Source organism: Caballeronia sp. AZ1_KS37, assembly GCF_023631165.1.
Classification (GTDB): domain Bacteria; phylum Pseudomonadota; class Gammaproteobacteria; order Burkholderiales; family Burkholderiaceae; genus Caballeronia; species Caballeronia zhejiangensis.
Window position 1 is genome coordinate 87,840 of the sequence record NZ_JALQDP010000008.1, and the last position, 22,089, is coordinate 109,928.

19 protein-coding genes are annotated in these 22,089 nt (G+C 63.6%); 9 read left to right on the forward strand and 10 right to left on the reverse strand.

The features are described 5' to 3' along the window. Positions 1 to 3: 3 nt before the first annotated feature. Complete coding sequence (locus NCS00_RS07485) at positions 4 to 1,485, reverse strand: NCS1 family nucleobase:cation symporter-1 (RefSeq protein WP_175983162.1); 1,482 nt, start codon at positions 1,483 to 1,485, stop codon at positions 4 to 6. A 162-nt stretch (positions 1,486 to 1,647) separates the two neighbouring features. Between NCS00_RS07485 and NCS00_RS07490 the strand changes: the two genes are divergently transcribed. The 5 genes from NCS00_RS07490 to NCS00_RS07510 all read left to right on the forward strand — a co-directional run bounded on the left by NCS00_RS07490 (position 1,648) and on the right by NCS00_RS07510 (position 6,113). Beyond that, positions 1,648 to 1,818 (forward strand): hypothetical protein, encoded by a 171-nt coding sequence (locus NCS00_RS07490; protein ID WP_160172930.1) that lies wholly within the window; start codon positions 1,648 to 1,650, stop codon positions 1,816 to 1,818. 77 nt (positions 1,819 to 1,895) lie between these two features. Continuing rightward, the gene (locus NCS00_RS07495) at positions 1,896 to 2,807 is read left to right on the forward strand and encodes a YihY/virulence factor BrkB family protein (protein ID WP_008349578.1); all 912 of its coding nucleotides are present in this window, start codon (positions 1,896 to 1,898) and stop codon (positions 2,805 to 2,807) included. Positions 2,808 to 2,874: 67 nt separating this feature from the next. Then, entirely contained in the window at positions 2,875 to 3,747 is an 873-nt protein-coding gene (locus NCS00_RS07500) for a DMT family transporter (RefSeq protein ID WP_250439766.1), read from the forward strand. Positions 3,748 to 4,240: 493 nt separating this feature from the next. Next, positions 4,241 to 5,002 (forward strand): hypothetical protein, encoded by a 762-nt coding sequence (locus NCS00_RS07505; protein ID WP_250439767.1) that lies wholly within the window; start codon positions 4,241 to 4,243, stop codon positions 5,000 to 5,002. A 34-nt stretch (positions 5,003 to 5,036) separates the two neighbouring features. Continuing rightward, entirely contained in the window at positions 5,037 to 6,113 is a 1,077-nt protein-coding gene (locus NCS00_RS07510) for a GGDEF domain-containing protein (RefSeq protein ID WP_250439768.1), read from the forward strand. 9 nt (positions 6,114 to 6,122) lie between these two features. Here NCS00_RS07510 and NCS00_RS07515 read toward each other — a convergent pair whose 3' ends face one another. Further along, positions 6,123 to 7,034 carry a recombination-associated protein RdgC gene (locus NCS00_RS07515; protein ID WP_250439769.1) on the reverse strand — a complete coding sequence of 304 codons (912 nt, stop codon included), beginning with the start codon at positions 7,032 to 7,034 and terminating at the stop codon, positions 6,123 to 6,125. A gap of 53 nt (positions 7,035 to 7,087) precedes the next feature. Then, positions 7,088 to 8,026, reverse strand: coding sequence for a DMT family transporter (locus NCS00_RS07520; RefSeq protein WP_250439770.1), 939 nt, complete (start codon positions 8,024 to 8,026; stop codon positions 7,088 to 7,090). 112 nt (positions 8,027 to 8,138) lie between these two features. Between NCS00_RS07520 and NCS00_RS07525 the strand changes: the two genes are divergently transcribed. Both NCS00_RS07525 and NCS00_RS07530 read left to right on the forward strand, forming a co-directional pair. Continuing rightward, entirely contained in the window at positions 8,139 to 8,609 is a 471-nt protein-coding gene (locus NCS00_RS07525) for an Lrp/AsnC family transcriptional regulator (protein WP_250439771.1), read from the forward strand. A gap of 86 nt (positions 8,610 to 8,695) precedes the next feature. Then, complete coding sequence (locus NCS00_RS07530) at positions 8,696 to 9,016, forward strand: hypothetical protein (RefSeq protein ID WP_008349571.1); 321 nt, start codon at positions 8,696 to 8,698, stop codon at positions 9,014 to 9,016. A gap of 111 nt (positions 9,017 to 9,127) precedes the next feature. Here NCS00_RS07530 and NCS00_RS07535 read toward each other — a convergent pair whose 3' ends face one another. Beyond that, positions 9,128 to 9,283 (reverse strand): hypothetical protein, encoded by a 156-nt coding sequence (locus tag NCS00_RS07535; RefSeq protein WP_167354197.1) that lies wholly within the window; start codon positions 9,281 to 9,283, stop codon positions 9,128 to 9,130. Positions 9,284 to 9,470: 187 nt separating this feature from the next. Here NCS00_RS07535 and NCS00_RS07540 point away from each other — a divergent pair, with 187 nt between their 5' ends. Both NCS00_RS07540 and NCS00_RS07545 read left to right on the forward strand, forming a co-directional pair. Further along, a complete protein-coding gene (locus NCS00_RS07540) occupies positions 9,471 to 10,865 on the forward strand; it encodes a selenium-binding family protein (RefSeq protein ID WP_034474191.1) in 1,395 nt (464 codons plus the stop codon). Between the two features lie 20 nt (positions 10,866 to 10,885). Continuing rightward, a complete protein-coding gene (locus tag NCS00_RS07545) occupies positions 10,886 to 11,509 on the forward strand; it encodes a hypothetical protein (RefSeq protein WP_250439772.1) in 624 nt (207 codons plus the stop codon). Between the two features lie 81 nt (positions 11,510 to 11,590). Here the strand turns inward: NCS00_RS07545 and NCS00_RS07550 are convergent, their stop codons facing one another. The 6 genes from NCS00_RS07550 to pcaF form a co-directional block, all read right to left on the reverse strand. Beyond that, on the reverse strand, positions 11,591 to 13,090 hold the full coding sequence (locus NCS00_RS07550; RefSeq protein WP_250439773.1) for an efflux transporter outer membrane subunit: 1,500 nt from the start codon (positions 13,088 to 13,090) through the stop codon (positions 11,591 to 11,593). Then, on the reverse strand, positions 13,090 to 14,298 hold the full coding sequence (locus NCS00_RS07555) for an efflux RND transporter periplasmic adaptor subunit (protein WP_250439774.1): 1,209 nt from the start codon (positions 14,296 to 14,298) through the stop codon (positions 13,090 to 13,092). The genes NCS00_RS07550 and NCS00_RS07555 overlap by 1 nt, the downstream gene beginning before the upstream one ends. 27 nt (positions 14,299 to 14,325) lie before the next feature. Beyond that, positions 14,326 to 17,514 (reverse strand): efflux RND transporter permease subunit, encoded by a 3,189-nt coding sequence (locus NCS00_RS07560; RefSeq protein WP_250439777.1) that lies wholly within the window; start codon positions 17,512 to 17,514, stop codon positions 14,326 to 14,328. 254 nt (positions 17,515 to 17,768) lie between these two features. Then, entirely contained in the window at positions 17,769 to 19,109 is a 1,341-nt protein-coding gene (paaK, locus tag NCS00_RS07565; protein ID WP_008349558.1) for a phenylacetate--CoA ligase PaaK, read from the reverse strand. 33 nt (positions 19,110 to 19,142) lie between these two features. Continuing rightward, the gene (locus NCS00_RS07570) at positions 19,143 to 20,657 is read right to left on the reverse strand and encodes a 3-hydroxyacyl-CoA dehydrogenase (RefSeq protein ID WP_250439779.1); all 1,515 of its coding nucleotides are present in this window, start codon (positions 20,655 to 20,657) and stop codon (positions 19,143 to 19,145) included. Positions 20,658 to 20,670: 13 nt separating this feature from the next. Then, entirely contained in the window at positions 20,671 to 21,873 is a 1,203-nt protein-coding gene (gene pcaF / locus NCS00_RS07575; protein WP_250439781.1) for a 3-oxoadipyl-CoA thiolase, read from the reverse strand. Positions 21,874 to 22,089 lie beyond the last annotated feature (216 nt).

Sequence of the window (22,089 nt, forward strand, 5' to 3'; positions counted from 1 at the left end):
GCGCTATTTGCGGTTCGCCATGCGCATGAAGAGCACGTACAGCAACGCGCCCGCCACCGCGCCGATCAGCCAGCCGAGATTGTTCGGCGGCAGGAGCTTGAAGAACTGCGTCGACAGTTCCCAGCCGACCGAGATCACGCCCGATACGATCAGCGCCGCGAGCCCGACCTTGTTCCATCCGCCGTCGTAATAGAAGCGTCCGCCGGGCTGCATCGAATACAGTTCGGCGGTCCTCACCTGCTCGCGCTTCACGAGGTAATAGTCGGACATCATCACGCCGTACATCGGCGCGAGCACGGCGCCGAACACGGACACGAAGATCGTGATCGCCTTCGGGCTGTCGACGAAGATCCACGGACACACGAGCACCGCGAGTATCGACGCGATCAGGCCGCCCTTCTTGAAGTCCACATGCTTCGGAAACAGATTGGCGATGTCGTACGCGGGGGACACGAAGTTCGCGACGATATTGATGCCCATCGTCGCGATGACGAACGTGACGCTGCCGATCGCCACCCACACCTTGTTCTCGATGCGCGAGACGATTTCGACCGGGTCCATGATCATCGTGCCGAACACTTTCTCGCTGCCCGCCGTGACGATCACCGTGATGATTGCAAACGCAACGAAGTTGAACGGCAGCCCGAGGAAGTTGCCGATCTTCATCTGCCGCTCGCTTTTCGCGAAGCGCGAGAAGTCGCCGAAATTCAGCAGCAGCGCGGCGAAATAGCTCACGACGAGCAGGATCGCGTTGATCATCGCGTGAAGTTGCTCGTCGCCGGTCAGCACCTTGCCCGAGAGCGTGAGATTCAGGCTGCCGAGACCCGCGCGATAGAGAATCCATCCCATCAGCACGAACATCACGACATACACGGCCGGCCCGCAAAAATCGATGAACTTGCGGATGATCTCCATGCCGCGCTGAAAGATGACGAGCTGCAGCAGCCACATGAAGAGGAAGCTGACCCAGCCGAGCATGTCGAGCCTGAGAAAGCTCGTATCGCGCCACGCGGCGACAGACGGCACGAAAAGCAGCAGCAAGGTCGCGACGGCCTTCGACGCGAAATACGTCTGCACGCCGTACCACACGATGCCGACCACGCCGCGAATCAGCGCGGCGAGATTCGCGCCCATCACGCCCATCGAGACGCGCGCCATCACCGGGAAAGGAATGCCGTGTCTCAAGCTCGGCTTGCCGACCCAGTTCATCAGCACATACACGATGAGAATGCCGATGGTCAGCGCGAGCAGCACCTGCCAGCCCGAGATGCCGAGCAGAAAGAGACTCGCGGCGAAGGTGTAGCCGCCGACGCTGTGCACGTCCGACATCCACATCGCGAAGATGCTGTAGCCGTTCCAGGTGCGCTTCGCGCGCGGCACGGGCGCGAGGTCGTGGTTGTAGAGGCGCTCGTCGGCGTTGACGATTTCGGCATCGGCACCGAGCGCGGCGGCGTCGGCGGCGGAGGTTGCGTGGGATGCGGCCATCATGTCCTCCAGTGCCTTCGGCGGGCTCGAGTTATGAACCTAGATTAATGCATCAAAAAGCGAAAATGAAACGGCGTGCGCGTTGCGTTGCGACGCATTAAAGTCGTCCGTGCGCCTGCCGTTATGCTGGCCATGAGAAAAAAACGCCTTCACTCCCGGGATATGAACAACGCCTTCGCCGCCGCAGCCGAGGCGCTCGCGCTCTTCTGCCGGCTGCGTAACGTCGATGCCGCCGACCTGAGCGCGTGCGAAGTCGATGTCTTCCTCAATCTCGCATTCGAGGAAGCCGCGCAGCAAGCAGCCGCACGCATCGAGGCGCGCCGGACAGGCTGAAGCGTGCGGACCTTCGCTACGGGTGCGGATCTTGCTCGTCCACAAAGGATGGCCAGCGATCGCGCCGCGGAGGTTCCATGTCGAAGATTCTCGGCCCTGTGCTGGGCCCGCAGGTGAGAAGCGTCGCGCGTCATCCGTTCGGCTTTGCGATGCGCACGTTCAAGGCTTTTCGCGCCAATCAGGGCCTGCTGCTCGCGGGCGCGGTCGCGTATTACGCGCTGCTTTCCATCGTCCCGCTGCTGATCCTGATCGTGATCGTGCTGTCGAAATTCGTCGGGCAACAGCAATTGCTCGACACGCTCGCGCATCTGCTCGAATGGCTCGTGCCGGGCCAGGCGCACGCCGTCGTGGGCGAGCTCGCGAATTTTCTTGCGCATCGCGCGGTGCTCGGCTGGCTGCTGCTCGTCACGATGATCTTCTTCAGTTCGCTTGCCTTCACGGTGCTCGAGAACGCGATGTCGGTGATCTTCGTGCATCGCGTCGCGGTCAGGCGGCGGCATTTTCTGCTCTCGGCGCTCCTGCCTTACTGCTACATCCTGTTTCTCGGCGTCGGCATGCTGATCGTCACGCTCGTGTCGAACGGCCTTCAGGCGATGGGCAGCAACAGCGTCGACCTGCTCGGCGTCGAGGTGTCGCTCAGGGGCGTGTCGCGGCTTTTGCTGTATCTGCTCGGCGTCGCGGGCGAGATCTTCGTGCTGACGTCGATCTATCTCGTGATGCCTGTCGGCCGACCTTCGCTGCGGCTCGCGCTGCTCGGCAGCGTGACGGCCGCCGTGCTCTGGGAAATCACGCGGCATGTGCTCGTCTGGTACTTCGCGACGCTCTCGCAAGTGAGCGTCGTTTACGGATCGCTGACGACGTCGATCGTCGTGCTCTTCAGCCTCGAAGCGCTCGCGACGCTGCTTCTATTCGGCGCGCAGGTCATCTCCGAATTCGAGCGCTTCGGCTCCGAGGCCGATGCGCCGCCGCAGCCCTTCACCACCGGTTGAACGCGCCGCAGCATGTCTTCGCGACGCGCGTGCGCTACAGTGATGCGCCCTCATTCCAGCGCCGCCGATGTCGACACCCACACGCTCGCACGGCACGCGCATCGCGCTCTTCACCGTCGTCGCGATGATCGCGTTCGCCGGCAACTCGCTGCTGTGCCGCCTCGCGCTCAGGGGCGCGCGCATCGACGCGGCGAGTTTCACGCTCGTACGCGTCGCGTCGGCGGCGCTCGTGCTGTGGATCATCCTGCTCGCGCGCGGCGCGCCCGGCGACGACACGCGACGCGCCGGAAGCTGGGTATCGGCATTCGCGCTGATCGCGTATGCGGCGGCGTTCTCCTTCGCGTACGTTCGGCTCGCGGCGGGCACCGGCGCGCTGCTGCTCTTCGGCGCGGTGCAGGCGACGATGATCGGCTACGGCATCGCGACCGGCGAGCGTCTCGCCGCGGCGCAATGGCTCGGCCTGCTGCTCGCGCTCGCCGGTCTCGTGTGGCTCGTGCTGCCGGGACTCGCGGCGCCCGATCCCGCGTCGTCCGCACTGATGATCGCGGCGGGCATCGGTTGGGGCGTCTATTCATTGCGCGGACGGGGCCAGTCCGATCCCGTCGCCGCGACGGCCGGCAATTTCCTGCGCGCGCTGCCGTTCGCGATCGCGGTGTCGGCGCTCGCGCTCGCGTTTGCGGGTACGGACGCGGATGTCTCGGGCCTGGCCTACGCGATGACCTCGGGTGCGTTGACCTCGGGGCTCGGCTATGTCGTCTGGTACGCGGCGTTGAAAGGATTGAAGCCCGCGACGGCGGCCACGGTGCAACTGAGCGTGCCGCTCATCACGGCGGCGGGCGGCGTGCTGCTGCTCGGCGAAACGCTGACGATGCGGCTCGCGGCCAGCGCGGTCGCGATTCTCGGCGGCATCGCGCTCGTCGTGTCGTCGAAGCCCCGATGACGAACTGTGGCGCGCGTTCCACGCGCAAACGGCTGCCATGCGCGTATGTGCGGCACCTCACATACGCGCGGGAACTTCCTCTGAAGAATGATGCATGCACCGCACTTCAAATCGGGGCAGGAACGGGAAATGCTGACGTACTGGCCGAAGTTGCTTCGCCGTCGCGACACGCAATGAGGTGAAATCGCCGTGCAACGGTGCGCCGGACCGTGCCACGGCAGGTGCGCCGCGCATCGGCGCAAGGATCCGGAGCGTCGTTCCAACGCCTCCTCGCCGCCCCTGATTGTGGCGATATGTGGCGCGAGTTACATTGTTTGGCAAAAAAGGGCCGGCGGCAGATGCTGAACCGGCAACCGGCTGTTACGTCCGACGAAGCCGCATCGCGTTTGATTGTTCATATGATGGGACGCGCGAGGTGAAGCATCGGGCCGGACGCGCGCTGTAAGTCCGCGCTGGTCCGCTGTCTGACGAATAGGTTCTGGAGAGCGCTGTCATGCCTCAGCACGCAAAGCTACCCGAAGAGAGCATCGCGGAACGCGCAAGTCCTGCGAATGATCCCACTGTCACTCACTTGCCCGAGACTGCAATCGATTACGACGACGAACCCGGCCCCATGCGCGCGCCGCTGCGCTTCGGGCGTCTCGCGCTGTGGATGGCGTCGGCGAGCGCGCTTGGCATCGGCGTGCTCGGCACGGTCGCGTACGGCATGTGGTTCAACCACGATCAGCGCGTCTATGCCGAGGCGATGGCGAGCGCGCGCCGCACGCTCGGCATCGATCAGCCGGTGATCACCGCGCAGACGCAATCGGGCGGCGCCGTCGAAACGCCCTTGACCGCCGCGCCCGGCAGCGCGATTCCGTACTCGTCGAACGACGGTCCGACGGCCGCGCCCATCGACATGGCATCGCTCGCGGACAACGCACCCACCGCCGATCCCGCCGACGAAACCACCGTCGCCAACGCTGGCGCTGACGGCTCGGGCGCGGCCGCCGCCGCGGCGCTCGCGACGGCTTCCGCGCAACCTTTGGCGCAACAGGCGCAACGCCGCGGCACGCCGTCCGCGACGCAGCGTGCGGCCGTCGATCGGAGCAATCGCGCCGATCAGTACGCGCAGGCACGCAGGCATCAGGCGCGCGCGAACGCAAGGCAGCAGTCCGAAGGCGGACTGTTCGCGCGCGTGGGCGCGTTCTTCCATCGAGTGAGCTATCGACACAATGTTCCGACCCGTCAGCGAGAGGAGTATTCACGTCCCTGAGGAGACGCTGGCGAGCCGTGCGCGGCACGCGATCATGCGCTTGCGCCTGCGCGTGCCCGGCCCCGCGCCGCTCGCTGGCGCGGCCTTGCTGTGTCTGCTGATCGGGCTGCTGTTCCTGGCGTTGCAGGTACGCGCGATCTTTTCGGCGCAACTGCAGCAGGAGTACGTCGGGCTCGTGCTCGAAGCGGTCGAGCGCGCCGATACCGCCCGCGCGACCGCGCTTTCCCTGCAGAACACGCCGGCGAGCGATACGCAGCGCCAGGCCGCGTATCGCGAGGCGCGCATCGAATTGGCCGGGCGGCTCGCGGCGCTGCATGCGCTGGTGTCGTCGAGTCCGATGTCGGCGCCGTCGCTGCCTTCCGCCGTGCTCTCGCCTTCCGCCGCGCTCGGCGAGGCCAGCTCCGCGCTCGATTCGGCCTACGCCTGGTGGCGCGCGGAGCGCGAGCGCACGAGCGCGGACGTGCGCGAGCGCATCCTGAGCGTGTCGCATACGCTGATCGCGTTGTCGGCGATCGTATTCGGCGTGCTCATCACCGCGCTCGGCATGTATGCAAAACGCAATCGGCAGCTTCTCGGGATTTCGAACGAATTCGAGCAGGCGTCGCTGCACGATCCGATGACGGGCCTGCCCAACCGGCGCAAGCTCTTCGCGGCGCTGGAAGAAGCGGCGAATGCGCTCGCGAGCGGCGCGCGCGGGGCGTCGCGCATCGCGGTGCTGTATATCGATCTCGATGGCTTCAAGCGCGTCAACGACACGCACGGCCACCGCATCGGCGATGAGTTTCTGATTGCGGTGTCGCGGCGTTTTCGTCAGGCGGTGCGCGGCGGCGATCTGGTCGCGCGTATCGGCGGCGACGAATTCGCGTTGCTCGTGCGCGAGTTTTCGAGCGATGGCGAGCTCGCGGTGATCGCGCAGAGAATCATCGCGTGCGTCGCGGAAACCGACGCGCAGATGGGCTTGTCGATCGTGCGCGCGAGCGTCGGCATCGCGAGTTTTCCGGATCGTGTCGACGATTACTGGCGGCTCGTCGCCGCTGCCGACGACACGATGTACACCGTCAAGCGCAACGGCAAGAACGGCTACGCGTTCGCGTCGGCGCCGTCCGCCTGACGCTCGGTTCTACGCGGCGGCGCGCAGGTCTTCTTCGCCGCCCAGCGCCTCGGTCAGCGCCGACAGCATGCGCGCGAGTTCGCCTGTCATCAGGATGAAGTCGGATTCGAAGCGCTCGTCGTCGTTCGACGCGGTCGGATCGGCGGCTTCCTTGATGACGTCGAGCGCGCTCACGCGCTTCAATGTGAGCGATGGCGTCAGCACGTACGACACGCGATCGTCCCACGTCATCGCGAGACGCATGCACTGCTTGCCCGCTTCGATATGGCGGCGCATGTCTTCCGTTTCGAGCGCGTGACCGACGTAGCGGACGGTCGCGTTGCCTTCGCCGGTCGAGCGCAGTTCCGTATCGCGATCGAGCGTGAAGCCCGCGGGCGCGTCGCCGGAAAGCAGCCATTCGGTCATCGCCGAAACGGGCGAGCGCGCCGTGCGGACGCTCGCGAGCGGCAGATCGGTGACGGACTTCACCAGCAAGCCGATGATGTCGTCGCACAGCGTCGCCGACGACGAATCGATCGCGAGCCAGCCGTTCACCGGATCGATCCACACGCGCGTATCGCGGCGGATGCTGAAGGCGCGCGGCAGGAGTTCGTCGGTGATCTGTTCCTTGAGCTCTTTCATCTGCTTGCGGCCGGGTTTGAAGCCCTGCTGCTCTTCGAGCTCGGCGGCGCGTTCCTTCACGAACTGCGTGACGACGGATGCGGGCAGCAGCTTCTTTTCCGCGCGATAGACGATGAGCATCTGACGGTTCGCCGTGTAGACGAGATCATCGTCGCCGCGCGGCGAGACCCAGCCGCGCCGCTCGTTCTCGATGCTCGACGCCGCGCTGAACGCGAGCGGCGCGAGCCATTGCTGCATCTGCTGCGGCGTGACGGACCAGTGTGCGGGAAGACGGTGAAGCTGAAGATTCTTGAACCACATGGCGCGGGATTTCGATGTAGTCGGAAAGGGGCGCCATTCTATACGAGTGCGCGTCAGTCGTTCGCGCGCCATTTTTGCGGCACGATCCGCCATTGCAGATTCACGCCCGCCGCGGCGAGCAGGATCAGCGCCGCGCCGGCCACTTGCAGCCACGCGAGCCGTTGCCCGAACGCGAGCCAGTCGACGACGATCGCCACCACCGGATAGATGAACGACAGCGCGCCCGTCGTCGCGGTCGGCAGCTTCTGGATCGCGCCGTACAGCAACACGTACATCAGTCCCGTGTTGACGACGCCGAGCACGACGAGATCGGTCCAGCCGCCGATCGTCGCGGGCATCGCATCGAAGCGCGCGAACGGCGCGAGCATCGCGATGCCGAACAACACATGCAGCATCGCGATCAGATGCGGCGGCGTGGCCGCGAGGCGCTTCGTGACGATCGACGATATCGCGTACAGAAAAGCCGCGCCGAGCGCATACGCAATGCCTTCGAGATACTGCCCCGGCATCGCGAGCACGGACGGCTCGACCCGCACCACCATCACAAGGCCGATGAACGCGACGCCGAGCCACGCGATCGTCGATACCGACACGCGCTCGCGCAACACGAGCGCGCCCAACGCGACCAGCATGAAGGGCTGCGTGTTGTAAACGGTCGTCGCCATCGAGATCGACGCGCGCGAATACGCGGCGAAAAGCAACAGCCAGTTGCCGACGATCGCCACGCTGCCGAGCGCGACGAGGCCGATCATGCGCCACGAGAAATAGCGCCTCTTCAAGAAGCCGAGCGCCGCGCACACGGCGATGAGCGTCGCGCCTCCGAACACGCAGCGGAAGAACACCACGTTCCAGGGCGTCTGCCCCGACGACACCACGAGCCAGCCGATCGTGCCCGACATCAGCATCGCGAGCGACATCTCGATCGCGCCGCGACGCAGTTCATTCGCACGCGATGCGCCGCCAAGCCGCGCATCGATTCTTTCGCTATTCATTTCGCGCCCGTCATGCAAGTTTCGATGGCTTCAAGTCTATCGATGCGCATCGCTCGAAACCATGCCTAAAATTAGGCTCACGCATCTTTCGACCTCTGAATCGAAGGCCATCATGGGAAAACACCTGAGCAACCCGCCGCACGCGGGCATCGACGCAATCGATCGCGAACTTATCGCCGTGCTTGCGAGCGATGGACGCATCGCCGTGAGCGAGCTTGCGAAGCGCGTCGGCCTGTCGGCGCCGAGCACCGCCGAGCGCATGCGGCGCCTCGAGACGCAAGGCGTGATTCGCGGCTTCACCGTCGATATCGATCCGCGCGCGCTCGGCTACACGCTGCAGGCGATCGTGCGCGTGCAGCCGCTGCCGGGGCAATTGCATCTCGTCGAAGAAGCGATAAGGCGCATTCCCGAGTTCGTCGAATGCGACAAGGTGACGGGCGACGATTGCTTCGTATGCCGCCTCTATCTGCGCTCGATCGAGCATCTCGACGACATCCTTTCGCGCGTCACCGAGCGCGCCGCGACGAGCACGGCCATCATCAAGGCAACGCCGATCGAAAGACGCCTGCCGCCGCTCGGCTGATCGCTGCGCGTTTTTACCTGCAGAAGAACGGGGTTACACTTGAGTCGCCTGAAACCGCATCACAGCTATGCGCGCGAGGAGCGAACATGAGTGACTTCGACGCCAACCGCACCTTCCGCGGACTTCCGCTGACACCCGAGCAAGATGCCGAAGTGCGGCATTACATCAAGAAGAAAAAGCAGCGCGACGAGCCGTGGGACACGCCGGAACTCGAGGCGATGCTGCAGGACATGCTGGAGCCGCCAGGCGACGAAGACGGCCCCGCCGACGACGAAACCGACGAGGAAACGCGTTCGGCGGCAGAGCGCGCGTCCGCGTTCATCGACGAAGGCATGGACCCGATCGAGAACAGCGAGGAATGGCACGCCGCGATGGAAGCCGAAGCGATGAAAGGGCCACGACGCTAACGCGTTTCTCGCGCCGCGCAAAAAAAAGAAAGCGCCGGTCGATGCCGGCGCTTCATCCCTCCACTTCGCGCTTCACACTTCGCGCTTCACACTTCGCAATTCACTGCACGTTCAATGCCTGTGCCGCCAGTCGCGCGGCGGATGCGTATCCAGCCAACGCGCTTTCGGAGTATGGATATGCGGATGCCGGTGATGCATCACGATTACCACCGCGACGCATAGCACCAGGACGAGTCCCGCCATCAGGCTGATCATTGGCTCGGCCATCGCTACCTCCTTTCTTCGACAGGCGATGCCTGTATTTTAGGCGCTGTTTCGCGCGACGAATCACGCCCCGCGCGCACATGCTTCGCATGAAAGCAGCTAAGTCATCGAAAGCATGACGTGTTCCCATGTCCTATAGTGCTTTAGCACGTTTGGTTTGAAGATCCACGAAATCAACCGGGAGACGCAGATGGCGACGTGGAAACCCGATCCGAGCTTCTATCCTTCCCCGCGGCTCGCAGCGAAAGCGCCGCGCGAAACGCTGGCTTATGTCGCGACGTTCGATCCCGAGCGCAAGTCGCCGGACAAGATCGCCGTCGTCGATGTCGATCCGGATTCGCCGGACTATACGAAGATCGTCGGCGAAATCGCGATGCCCGATGTCGGCGACGAGTTGCATCACTTCGGTTGGAACGCATGCTCGTCGTGCCTGTGCCCGAATGCGCCGCATCCGCACATGGAGCGGCGCTATCTCGTCGTGCCGGGGCTGCGTTCGTCGCGCGTGCATATCATCGACACGAAGCCCGATCCGAAGAAGCCGGTGATCGTGAAGACGATCGAGCCCGCGGAACTCGCGGAAAAGACCGGCTATACGCGGCCGCATACCGTGCATTGCGGGCCGGGCGGCATCTATATCACCGCGCTCGGCAACGCCGAAGGCAAGGCGCCCGGCGGCGTGCTGATGCTCGATCAGCAGAGCTTCGATCCGCTCGGCCGATGGGAAGTCGATCGCGGACCGCAACAGCTCGCGTACGACGGCTGGTGGCATCTCGGCTACGACACGATGGTCACGAGCGAATGGGGCACGCCCGACACCTTCGAGGAAGGCCTCGTGCCCGATCTGCTGCTCGGCGCGAAGTACGGGCGCAAGCTGCATTTCTGGGACTTCACGAAGCGCAAGCACATTCAGGAGATCGATTTCGGCGACGAATATCAGCTCGTCTTCGAACTGCGTCCCGCGCACGATCCGACCAAGGCATATGGTTTCGTGAACTGCGTGATCAGTCTGAAGGATCTGTCGTCGTCGATCTGGACCTGGTATCGCGACAAGGACAAGTGGGCGGTGAAAAAGATCATCGACATTCCCGCCGAACCCGCCGATGCCGACAAGCTGCCGCCGTTATTGAAGGGCTTCAATGCGGTGCCGCCGCTCGTCTCCGATATCGATCTGTCGATGGACGACCGCTTTCTGTACGTGTCGTGCTGGGGCACCGGCGACATGCTGCAATACGACGTCTCCGATCCCTTCGCGCCGAAACTGACGGGCAAGGTGCGTATCGGCGGCGTGGTCGCGCGCGCGACGCATCCGGGCGCGAAGAACGGCGCGCTGAATGGCGGCCCGCAGATGGTCGAAGTGAGCCGCGACGGCCGCCGCGTCTACTTCACGAATTCGCTGTACGGCGCGGTCGATGCGCAGTTCTATCCCGAAGGCATCGACGGCTGGATGGTGAAGCTCGATGCCGATCCCAACGGCGGCCTCGCCGTCGACGACAAGTTTTTCATCGACTGGCCCAAGGGACATCGGCCGCATCAGATCCGGCTGCAAGGGGGCGATTGCTCGTCGGATTCGTACTGCTATCCCTGATCCGCCGCGAGACACTTCGCATGGACGCCGCATCGCCCGCGCTCCTCCTCACCGCCGCGGGCCTCGGCGCGTTTCACGGTCTCAATCCCGCGATGGGATGGCTCTTCGCCGTCGCGCTCGGCCTGTATGCGCGAAGCCGCCGCGTCGCGCTCGTATCGCTCGTGCCGATCGCGCTCGGCCACGCGGCGTCGGTCGCGCTCGTGCTCGCGGGCGCGCTCACGCTCGGCGCGGCGATCGGCCATGACCTGCTCGCACGCGGCTGCGGGGCGCTGCTGATCGGCTGGGGCGTGTGGAGCGCGTGGCGCGGGCATCGCGGACGCCCGACCGTCGGCATGCGTACCGGGCTGGCCGGTCTCGCGTTATGGTCCTTCATGATGTCGAGCGCGCACGGCGCAGGTTTGATGCTGGTGCCGGCGCTCTTGCCGTTGTGCACGGGCGCGATGCCAAAGACGGCTTTCGAAGCCAGTGCACTCGCGTTGACCGTGCATACCGGCGCGATGCTCGCCGTCATCGCGACGATCGCCATGTTCGCCATGTCCCTTCAGGAACGCGGCGGACTCGGCTTTCTACGCAGCGGATGGATCAACGTCGACTGGATCTGGAGCGCGGCATTGATCGCGTGCGGCTTATTTCTGTTCGTCTGACGCGGAGTCCTGCACGCCGAATTGCATTTTGCATACGTTATGCGCGATGGCATTTTGCATGCATCGCGCATAGCACAGAATTCAATCGCGGCGCGACACTTCCTCCGGACTCGGCAATTCGGCGGTGGTCCACCCTCCGCCCAGCGCCTTCACGAGAGCGACGCTCGCCGCCATGCGGCGCCGCTCGATACGCACCGCCGTGCGTTGATCCGACAGCACGATTGCCTGCGTCACCACCACGCTCAGATACGTGATCGCGCCGTTCTCGTAGCGATTGCTGACCTTGCCGAGCGCGCGCTGGGCGGCATCGACGGCATCGCGTTGTGCTTCGCTTTCGCGGCGCAGCACTTCCAGCGCATTCAGGTTGTCTTCCACTTGCCCGAACGCGGTCAGCACGGTTTGCCGATAATCGGCGACCTTCTCGTCGTAGTCAGCGCGCGCCGCATCGCGAGCCGCCGCGCGACCGCCGAAGTCCAGCACCGTGAATGCGAGCTGTGGCCCGAGCGACCAGAATCGGCTCGGCGCTTCGAGCCATGAGCTGAAGCGCGTCGCCTCGAGACCGCCCGTCGCGGCGAGCAGAAGGTTCGGAAAGAACGCCGCCGTCGCCACGCCGACGCGCGCATTCGCCTCGGCCACGCGCCGCTCCGCCGCCGCGATATCCGGCCTGCGCTCGAGCAACGCGGACGGCACGCCGGGCGGCAGCACCGCGAGCGCCGCCGACGGATGCGGCGAATGCGCTTCGTTGAGCGGCGCGACATCGAGCGTAAAACTCGACGGACTCTCGCCGACGAGAATCGCGATCGCATTGACGAGGCTCGTTCGCGTGGTCTCCAGATCGATGAATTGCGCCTGCGTCGCGCGCAGTTGCTCTTCGGCCTGCGCGACATCCGATTCCGCCGCGACGCCGCCCGCAAAACGATCGCGTGTGAGCGCGAGCGCCTTCTCATAGGCTTGCAGCGTCGCCTGCAACAGCCGTTCTTCTTCGACGATGCCGCGCAAATCGAAGTAGTCGGTCGCGAGTTCGGCCTGCATCGACAGAATCGCGCTGTGCAGATCCGCGGCGCTCGCCTGCGCTTCTGCGCGGCCACCTTCGACAGCACGCGAGATGCGGCCCCAGAGATCCGGCTCCCACGAGATCTGTGCGTCGATCAGATAGTCGGGCACGGTCACGCCCGCGCTCGATTTGTACAGGACGTTCGACGATACCCGCGACTGATTGAATGCGGCATTCGCCGTGATGGTCGGAAAGTACGCCGAACGCGCCTGCGCGGCCGCCGCGCGCGCTCCACGAAAACGCGCGGCGGCCGCGGCCACGGTCTGATTCGCTGTCGCGACACGTTCTTCGAGCGCGTTCAATTGCGGATCGCCATAGACTTTCCACCACGGCGCGCGCGGCTTCGCATCGGCGGGCTGCGCAGGCTTCCAGTCTTGCGATGCCGACGCAGGCGCATCGAGCGGCATCTGCGACTTGTACGCAGCAGGCGTAGAAGTTTCGGGCCGCACGTAATCCGGCCCGACGGCGCAGCCGCCCAATGCCGCGATAGTTAGCGATGCAACTAATTCGAGCGATGCGCGCCTCATCACGACTCGCTTCCTTCAGCCTTCGCTGCACCACCGCTCGCGGCGTCGCTCGAACCCGCGCGGCCGATACGCACCGCCGCGCCATCGATGATCGAATCGGGCGGATTGACGATCACGCGCTCATCGCCATTCAATCCGGAGACGATCGACACACGCGTGCCGTAGTCGGTGCCGAGCGTGATCGGCAGAAGCTTCACGCGGTTGTTCGCATCGACGCTCGCGGCATGCACGCCATCCGGACGGAACAACAGCGCATTGCCGGGCAGCGTGTATGAAGGACTCGCGCTCGTGAGACGAAAGCGCACTTGCGCATACGCGCCCGCAAGCAATTCGCCCGCCGGATTCTTCACATCGACTTCGACGCGCAGCGTGCGCGCGACGGGATCGACCGCGCCCGCGGTACGCACCGTGACGCCGTCGAACTTGCGATTGCGCTCTTCGTTGAGCAGCAACTCCGCGGGCAAACCCACCGTGATCATCCGCGCATACGCTTGCGGCACATCGACGAACACACGCAACGTCGACGCATCCTGAATGTGGAAGAGCTCGCGGCCGGCGGCGCCGCTGCCGGCGTCGATCAACTGACCGACATCGGTGTTGCGCGCGGTGACGACGCCATCGAAGGGTGCATAGATCTTCTGGAACGACACGAGTTGTTCGAGCCGCGACACGTTCGCCTGCGCCGCGTTCAGCGCCGCTTCCTTCGCGAGCATGTCGCCGTTCTTTTCATCGGTCTCCTGGCGCGACACCGAGTTGTTCTTCAGCATCTGCGCCCAGCGCTCCGCAGTCGTCTTCGCAAGCAGATAGTTCGCGCGCGCCGTTTGCGCATCGGCGCGCGCCTGACGAAGCTGATCGTTGATTTCGGGCGCATCGATCTCGGCGAGCAACTGGCCCTTCTTCACCTTCGTGCCGATATCGACGGTCCAGCGCTTCAGATACCCATTGGTGCGCGCGAAGATCGGCGCATCGGAGAACGCGCGGATATCGCCTGCGAGCACGAGATCCTGCGAGGCCTTCATGCGCGTCGGCTTGATGACCTCGACCGTCTGCAAGCCGTGCTCGTTCGCATCGCGTTCGAGTTCCGCGTGCGCGGCGCGGCGCGACAGGATTCCCTGCGCGATGAGCGCGACGACGACCACGAGCGCGATCACGAGCCATAAGCGCCCTCGCCGCCTGTTGCCCGATCGTTGCGACAACTGCTCTTCCATTCTTGCTCCGCCCGCTGTTCGATTGTTTTATTGCGCCGCTTTCCGTGCCGCCGCGCCCGGTCCCTTGCCGCGTGCTTCCATGCGCCGATAGACGATCGAAAACACGACCGGCACGAAGAACAGCGTTGCGATGGTGCCGACCATCAGGCCGCCGATCACCGCCCGCCCGAGCGGCGCATTCTGCTCGCCGCCTTCACCGAGCCCGATCGCCATCGGCACCATGCCGATCATCATCGCGAGCGCGGTCATCAGCACCGGCCTGAAACGCGTATAGCCCGCTTCCAGCGCGGAGCGCACTGCGTCGCCATGTTCGGCGAGCGCGGCGCGCGCGAAGCTCACCACGAGAATGCTGTTTGCCGTCGCGATGCCTATGCACATGATCGCGCCGGTCAATGCGGGAATCGACAACGTCGTATGCGTCAGGAACAACATCCACACGATGCCCGCGAGCGCGCCCGGCAATGCGGTGATGATGATGAACGGATCGAGCCACGACTGGAAGTTCACGACGATCAGCAAGTACACCAGCACGACCGCGAGAATGAGGCCGAATGCGAGACCCGAAAACGATCCGTTCATCGTCTCGACCTGGCCGCGCATTTCGATCGTCGAGCCTTTGGGCAATTCGCCGCGCGCTTCGTCGATGATGCGTTGCACGTCGTCCGCCACTGCGCCGAGATCGCGCCGCTCGGTGGTCGCATAGAGATTGATGGTGGTCTGCGCGTTGTAGTGATAGACGACCGCATCGCGCGCGCTGCGCGAAAGCGTTGCGAGCGCGCCGAGAATATTGGTCTTGCCGCTCGACGATGTCACCGGAATGTTCGCCACCGATTGCAGCGAGTTCATGTCGTATTGCGGCGCCGTCGTGATGACGTTATAGCTCACGCCATTCACCGGATTGAGCCAGAACGTGGGCGTCGTCTGCTGACTGCCCGACAGCGTGATGAGCAGGTTGTTCGCGACATCGCGCTGCGTGAAGCCCGCTTGCAACGCCTTCGTGCGATCGACCTCGACGTTGATCGCAGGCAGATCGGATGGCTGCTGGATGCGCGCATCGACGAGACCCGGCACGCGGCGAATCTTTTCCAGCATGCGATTCGCCAGCGCGCGATTGCCGCGCACATCGCGTCCGGTGATCGCTATATCGATCGGCGCGGGCACGCCGAAGTTGAGAATCTGACTCACGATATCGGCGGGCAGGAATGAAAACGTCACGCCGGGAAACTCCTGCGGCAGGCGCTTTCGCAACTCGTGGATATAGCCTTCTGTCGGCGCGTGATCTTCGTTGAGGCTGATGAGCACGTCGGCATCGGCGGAACTGACCGTGCCCGTGTTGTTGTACGAGAGATTGATACCCGATACCGGCAAGCCCATGTTGTCGATGATCGAGCGAATCTCGCCGCGCGGAATCAGTTGCCTGATGCGTGCATCGACGCGATCCGTCAGCGCCGCCGTTTCCTCGATGCGCGTGCCCGTCTTCGCGCGCATATGCAGCGCGATCACGCCTGAATCGATCGACGGAAAGAAGTCGCGCCCGAGGAACGGCGCAAGCCCGAGCGACAGCAGGCAGCACAGCAGAAACAACGAAGCGAAGCGGCCCGGTTGCGCGAGCTGCGCTTCGAGAAAGCGTCGATAGCGATGGCGCACGGACTCGAAATGACGCTCGAACGCGAGATGAATCCGCACGAACGGATTGCGCGAGCCTTTCATCGATTCGACATCGCCGCCCATGTGCTCGTGATGACGCAACAGATACTTCGCCAGCGTCGGGATCAGCGTGCGCGAGAAGAAGTACGACGCGAGCATCGCGAACACGACGGCTTCGGCCATCGGCACGAACAGGTAATGCGCGACGCCCGTCAGCAGGAACATCGGAATGAACACGATGCAGATAGAGAGCGTCGACACGAGCGTCGGCACGGCGATCTGCTGCGCGCCATCGAGAATCGCATGCTCCAGTTCCTTGCCCTGCTCCAGATTCTGGCTGATGTTTTCGATTGCAACTGTCGCGTCGTCGACGAGGACACCGACCGCAAGCGCGAGGCCGCCGAGCGTCATGATGTTGATCGTCTGCCCGATCGCGGAGAGCGCGACGATCGACGTCAGCATCGAAAGCGGTATCGAGATCGCGATGATGAGCGTCGCACGCCAGCTTCCCAGAAACAGCAGCACCATCAGCGCAGTCAGGCCCGCTGCGATCACCGCTTCACGCAGCACGCCCGACACCGACGCGCGCACGAAGAGCGATTGATCCGCAACGGGCTCGATCTTCAGCGACTCGGGCACCATGCCGCGCAAGGTCGGCAACAGGTTCTTCACGCGCGCGACGATATCGAGCGTCGATGCATTGCCGCTCTTGTTGATCGTGAGTAAGGAAGCGCGGGTGCCGTCCACCCGCACGATATTGGTTTGAGGCTGGAAGCCGTCGCGGACATGCGCGACGTCCTTGATATAGATCGTGCCGCCAGGACCGGTGCGGATCGGTATGTCGTTGAGTCCTTCGATCGAGCCCGGACTCGCGTTCAGGCCGACCGAGTATTCCGTTGCGCCGATCTTCGTCGTGCCCGTCGGCAGAATCAGATTCTGCGCGCTGATTGCATTGACCACGTCGGTCGGCGCGAGGTTCTTCGCCTGCAGCTTGCGCGAATCGATATCGACCATGATCTGCCGCTGCTTGCCGCCATAAGGCAATGGCACCGAAGCGCCTTGCACGGTCGCGAGCTGCGTCTTCAGAAAGCTATTGCCGAAGTCGTAGAGCTGCTGTTCGCTGAGTTCCGACGACGACAACGCGAGCCGCAGAATCGGCACCGTCGATGCATTGAAGCGCAAGATATTCGGCGGCGTGATGCCGGGCGGCAGCGAGCGCAATTGCGTTTGCGAGAGCGCGGTAATCTCGGCGATAGCTTCATCGACATTCGCATTAGGCTGAAAGTAGATGCGAATGACCGCAATGCCCGGCAGCGATTCCGACTCGATGTGCTCGATGTCGTTGACCGCCACCGACAACCCGCGCTCGTAATTGAGCGTGATGCGGCGCTCCATTTGATCGGGCGGCAGGCCCGTATAAGACCAGATGACGCTGACAACGGGAATATCGATATTCGGAAAGATATCGGTCGGCGTCCGCACGATGACGAGCGGACCGATGATCAGCAAGAGCAACGACAGGACGATGAATGTGTACGGGCGCTTCAGCGCGAGTCTGACAATCCACATCTAGGTTTCGCCTGCCCCGTTCGTTGTTCGTTATTCGAATGCTATGCGACGACACTGCGCCCGCAGACGCAAATGCACTCGATACGATGACACAACTGAAGCTTACAAAACAATTTGCGCAAACGGTTGCGAGGGTTTTTGCGGAATGATTTCTGCAGAAGAATGCGGGGCCGCACCGAAAACGGAACGCGCGTTCCAATTGTTGGAAATGAATTGCGCCTCGCAGAGCGCGAGGCGCTTGGCGATGCGGAAAGTTATGCCGCTACGGGACGAAGATCGAGTACGCGCTTGGCCTTGCCGGTTGCCGTCGTCGGCAGTTCGCCGGAATCGAGCACGCGCACTTGCGTCGATACGCCGACCATCGTCTTGACGCGATGCTGAAGTTCGCGCGAGAGACCGGCGCGGTCGCTCTCGTTCAGCGTTGCGCAGACTTCCGGGCGTGCTTCGACTGAGACGGACAGCGAATCCATGTGGCCGTCGCGCGACACGCACAACTGATACTGGCCGCTCAGGCGCGGAATCGCAAGGATCAACTCTTCGATCTGGCTCGGGAACACATTGACGCCGCGAATGATAAGCATGTCATCCGAGCGGCCCGTGATCTTCGCGAGGCGACGCATCGAGCGCGCGCTCGGCGGCAGCAACGAAGTGAGATCGCGCGTGCGGTAACGGATCATCGGCATCGCTTCCTTCGTGAGCGAAGTGAAGACCAGTTCGCCCGTGCTGCCTTCCGGAAGCACTTCGCCCGTCACGGGATCGATAATCTCGGGATAGAAATGATCTTCCCAGATCGTCGGGCCATCCTTCGTCTCGATGCATTCACACGCAACGCCCGGACCCATGATTTCCGAGAGGCCGTAGATGTCGAGTGCCTGTATGCCGGCACGCGTTTCGATCTCGCTGCGCAATCCCTGGCTCCATGGCTCGGCGCCGAAGATGCCGATCTTGAGCGACGTGTTCGCCGGGTCCATGCCCTGCCGTGTCATTTCATCGAGCAGATTCAGCATGTACGACGGCGTGACGAGAATGATCTTCGGCGCGAAATCGCGGATCAGTTGAACCTGCTTTTCGGTCTGACCGCCTGACATCGGCACCACCATGCAGCCCAGACGTTCGGCGCCGTAGTGAATGCCGAGACCGCCGGTGAAGAGACCATAGCCGAACGCATTGTGCAGCGTGTCGCCTCTGCGCCCACCAGCAGCTCTGATTGAACGCGCCGTGACGTTGGCCCACGTGTCGATGTCTTTCGCGGTATAGCCGACCACCGTCGGCTTGCCCGTCGTGCCGCTCGATGCATGCACGCGCACGACCTGATCGCGCGGCACGGCGAAGAGCCCGAAGGGATAGTTGTCGCGTAGGTCGGTTTTCGTCGTGGTCGGGAAACGCGCGAGATCGGATAGCTCGCGCAGGTCGTCTGGATGCACGCCCGCAGCGTCGAAAGCACGGCGATAGTGTGCGACGTTTTCATAGGCGTGACGCAACGTCCACTTCAGGCGTTCGAGTTGCAGTGCCTGAAGCTCGTCCCGGCTCGCGCGCTCGATCGGTTCCAGTTCGCTTTGCTGTGCAATGGATTGAACCACGGTTGTCTCCTGCATGAATGCTCGATGAATGAATGATGCGTCTTCGCTTCAGTGAAAGCGCTGGCCCGAATAACGCAATGCCGCGATGAGCGGCGATGCGCGATAACGGTCTTCGCCGTAATGCGCAGCGAGATGAAGCAGCACGTCGTGAACGCGGCCGATGCCGATGCGTTCGCCCCACGCGAGCGGTCCGAGCGGATAGTTCACGCCCTTCTCCATCGCGAGGTCGAGATCGGCGCTCGTGCAAACGCCTTGATTCACGGCGTCGGCCGCTTCGTTGACGAGCATCGCGACGGTTCGCATCACGGTCATGCCGGCGACATCGTTCAATGGCACGACTGCATAACCGGCTTGCGCCAATGCGCCGGCTGCCGCAGCGTAGGCTTCGCCGGAGCATTGACGCGCGTGCGTGAGCGCCACGCTTTGCGCGTTCGCATAGTCCAGCGCGAGATCGATCAGCACGATGTTGTCGATGCCAAGCGCATGCGCGCGTTCCGTCGCCGTGCGTCCATCGGTAAGGAAAAGATACGCATCATCGATTTGTGCGATCAGCCCGGGCATGTCGTTTCTAGCGACGCTCGCCGGCGCGATGCGCGCTTGCAGGCGTTCGTATAAAGGCACGCTTTCTCCGAGCACGATCTTCGAAGGCGTATGAGCATTCGTTTCGATGCGCGCGACAGGCTTCGTGGCATCAGCGCCATAGTCATAAAAGCCACGGCCGGTCTTGCGACCAAGAAAGCCCGCGTTCACCAATTCCTGTTGAATCAGCGAAGGCGTGAAGCGCGGATCGTTGAAGTACGCGTTGAACACCGATTGCGTCACGGCGAAATTCACGTCGTGGCCGATCAAGTCCATCAACTCGAATGGACCCATTCTGAAGCCGCCCGAATCGCGCATGACGGCATCGATGGAAGCGGCGTCAGCGCCCTGCTCGTTGAGCACGCGCAAGCCTTCCGCATAGAACGGCCGAGCCACGCGATTGACGATGAATCCCGGCGTCGATTTTGCATGTACCGGCGTCTTGCCCCATGCCGCGGCTGTGGCATGCACGGTTTGTGCGACCGCATCGGATGTTGCGAGTCCGTGCACGACTTCGACGAGGGCCATGAGCGGTGCCGGATTGAAGAAGTGCATCCCGACCACGCGCGACGGATGCTTCAAGGGCGCCGCGATCGCCGTGATCGAAATGGATGACGTGTTGGTCGCGAGCATGCACTCGTGCGTCACGATGCTTTCGAGCTCGATGAACAGCGCGCGCTTGAGCTCGAGACGTTCCGCAATGGCTTCGATGACAAGCGATGCCGTGCGCAAGTCAGCGAGACTCGTAACGACGCGCACGCGATCGATGGCTTGCTGTCCTGCGGACTCTTCGAGCTTCTTCTTGTCGATCAGGCGCTGCACGTTCGCCGCGATTGCATTGCGCGCCTTGTCGAGCGCTTTCGCATCGAGATCGTAAAGCAGCACGGTGTGCCCCGCGAGCGCTGCGACCTGGGCAATGCCTGCGCCCATCGCGCCGGCGCCGATCACGCCGACGATCGCCGATGTCTGAATGGCCTGTGTCATGTCGCCAAGTCCCTCAGACGCGCTCGATTGCGATCGCGATGCCCTGACCCACGCCGATGCACATCGTGCATAGCGCATGGCGCCCGTTGCGGCGCTCGAGTTCGTACATTGCGGTGGTGACGAGGCGCACACCCGATGCGCCGAGCGGATGACCGAGCGCGATGGCGCCGCCATTCGGATTCACGCGCGGATCGTCCTCGGCAAGGCCCAGTTGACGAAGCACCGCGATGCCTTGCGATGCGAAGGCCTCGTTGAGTTCGATGACGTCGAACTGATCGAGCGTGAGGCCTGTACGTGCAAGCAGCTTCTTCGTCGCGGGCGCGGGACCGATGCCCATGATGCGCGGCTCGACACCCGCCGTCGCCATGCCGATGATGCGCGCTCGCGGCGTGAGTCCATGGCGCCTCGCAGCATCCTCGTTCGCGATGATGAGCGCGCATGCGCCATCGTTCACGCCCGATGCGTTGCCCGCGGTCACGCTGCCGTCGGGACGCACGACGCCCTTCAGCTTCGCGAGCGATTCGAGCGAGGTCTCGCGCGGATGCTCGTCGCGATCGATCGCGATCGCTTCGCCCTTCTTTTGCGGCACATTCACCGCGACGATTTCCTGTGCGAGCGTGCCATCGGCCTGTGCGCGTGCCGCACGCTGCTGGCTGCGCAGCGCGAAGCGATCTTGCGCATCGCGCGAAATGTTGAAATCGACCGCGACGTTCTCCGCGGTCTCCGGCATCGAGTCGACGCCATATCGCACACGCATCGCGCGATTGATGAAACGCCAGCCGATGGTCGTATCGAAGATATCAGCCGAACGCGAGAATGCGCTCGATGCTTTACCCATCACGAAAGGCGCACGCGTCATGCTCTCGACGCCACCCGCAAGATACAGCGAACCGTCGCCGGCCTTGATCGCGCGCGCGGCACTGCCGACCGCGTCCATGCCCGAGCCGCACAGACGGTTGATCGTCGAGCCCGGCACGTCGATAGGCAAACCCGCGAGCAAGCTCGACATGCGCGCGACGTTGCGGTTATCTTCGCCAGCCTGATTCGCGCAGCCGTAGATCACATCGTCGATCTGCGTCCAGTCCACCGACGCGTTGCGCTTCATGAGCGCGGTGATGGGCACGGCGCCGAGATCGTCGGCGCGGACGTCCTTGAAAACGCCGCCGTAGCGGCCGAATGGAGTACGAATCGCGTCGCAAATGAAGGCTTCAGTCATGACAAGTCTCGATGTGGAGAATGATCGATCGCAGCGAAGCCGCGCAATAGTTGCATTGCTAACGACTTCGGCGCTTGAATAGATTTGGAATCGCTTCGGCTTCACGCGCACCGTTGCGATGCGCGACTTTCTAATGAATCGGGACGTCGCTTACCGCTCGTCGAAGCTCACAACCACGCGCTCGCTCACCGGATGGCACTGGCAGGTCAGCACGAA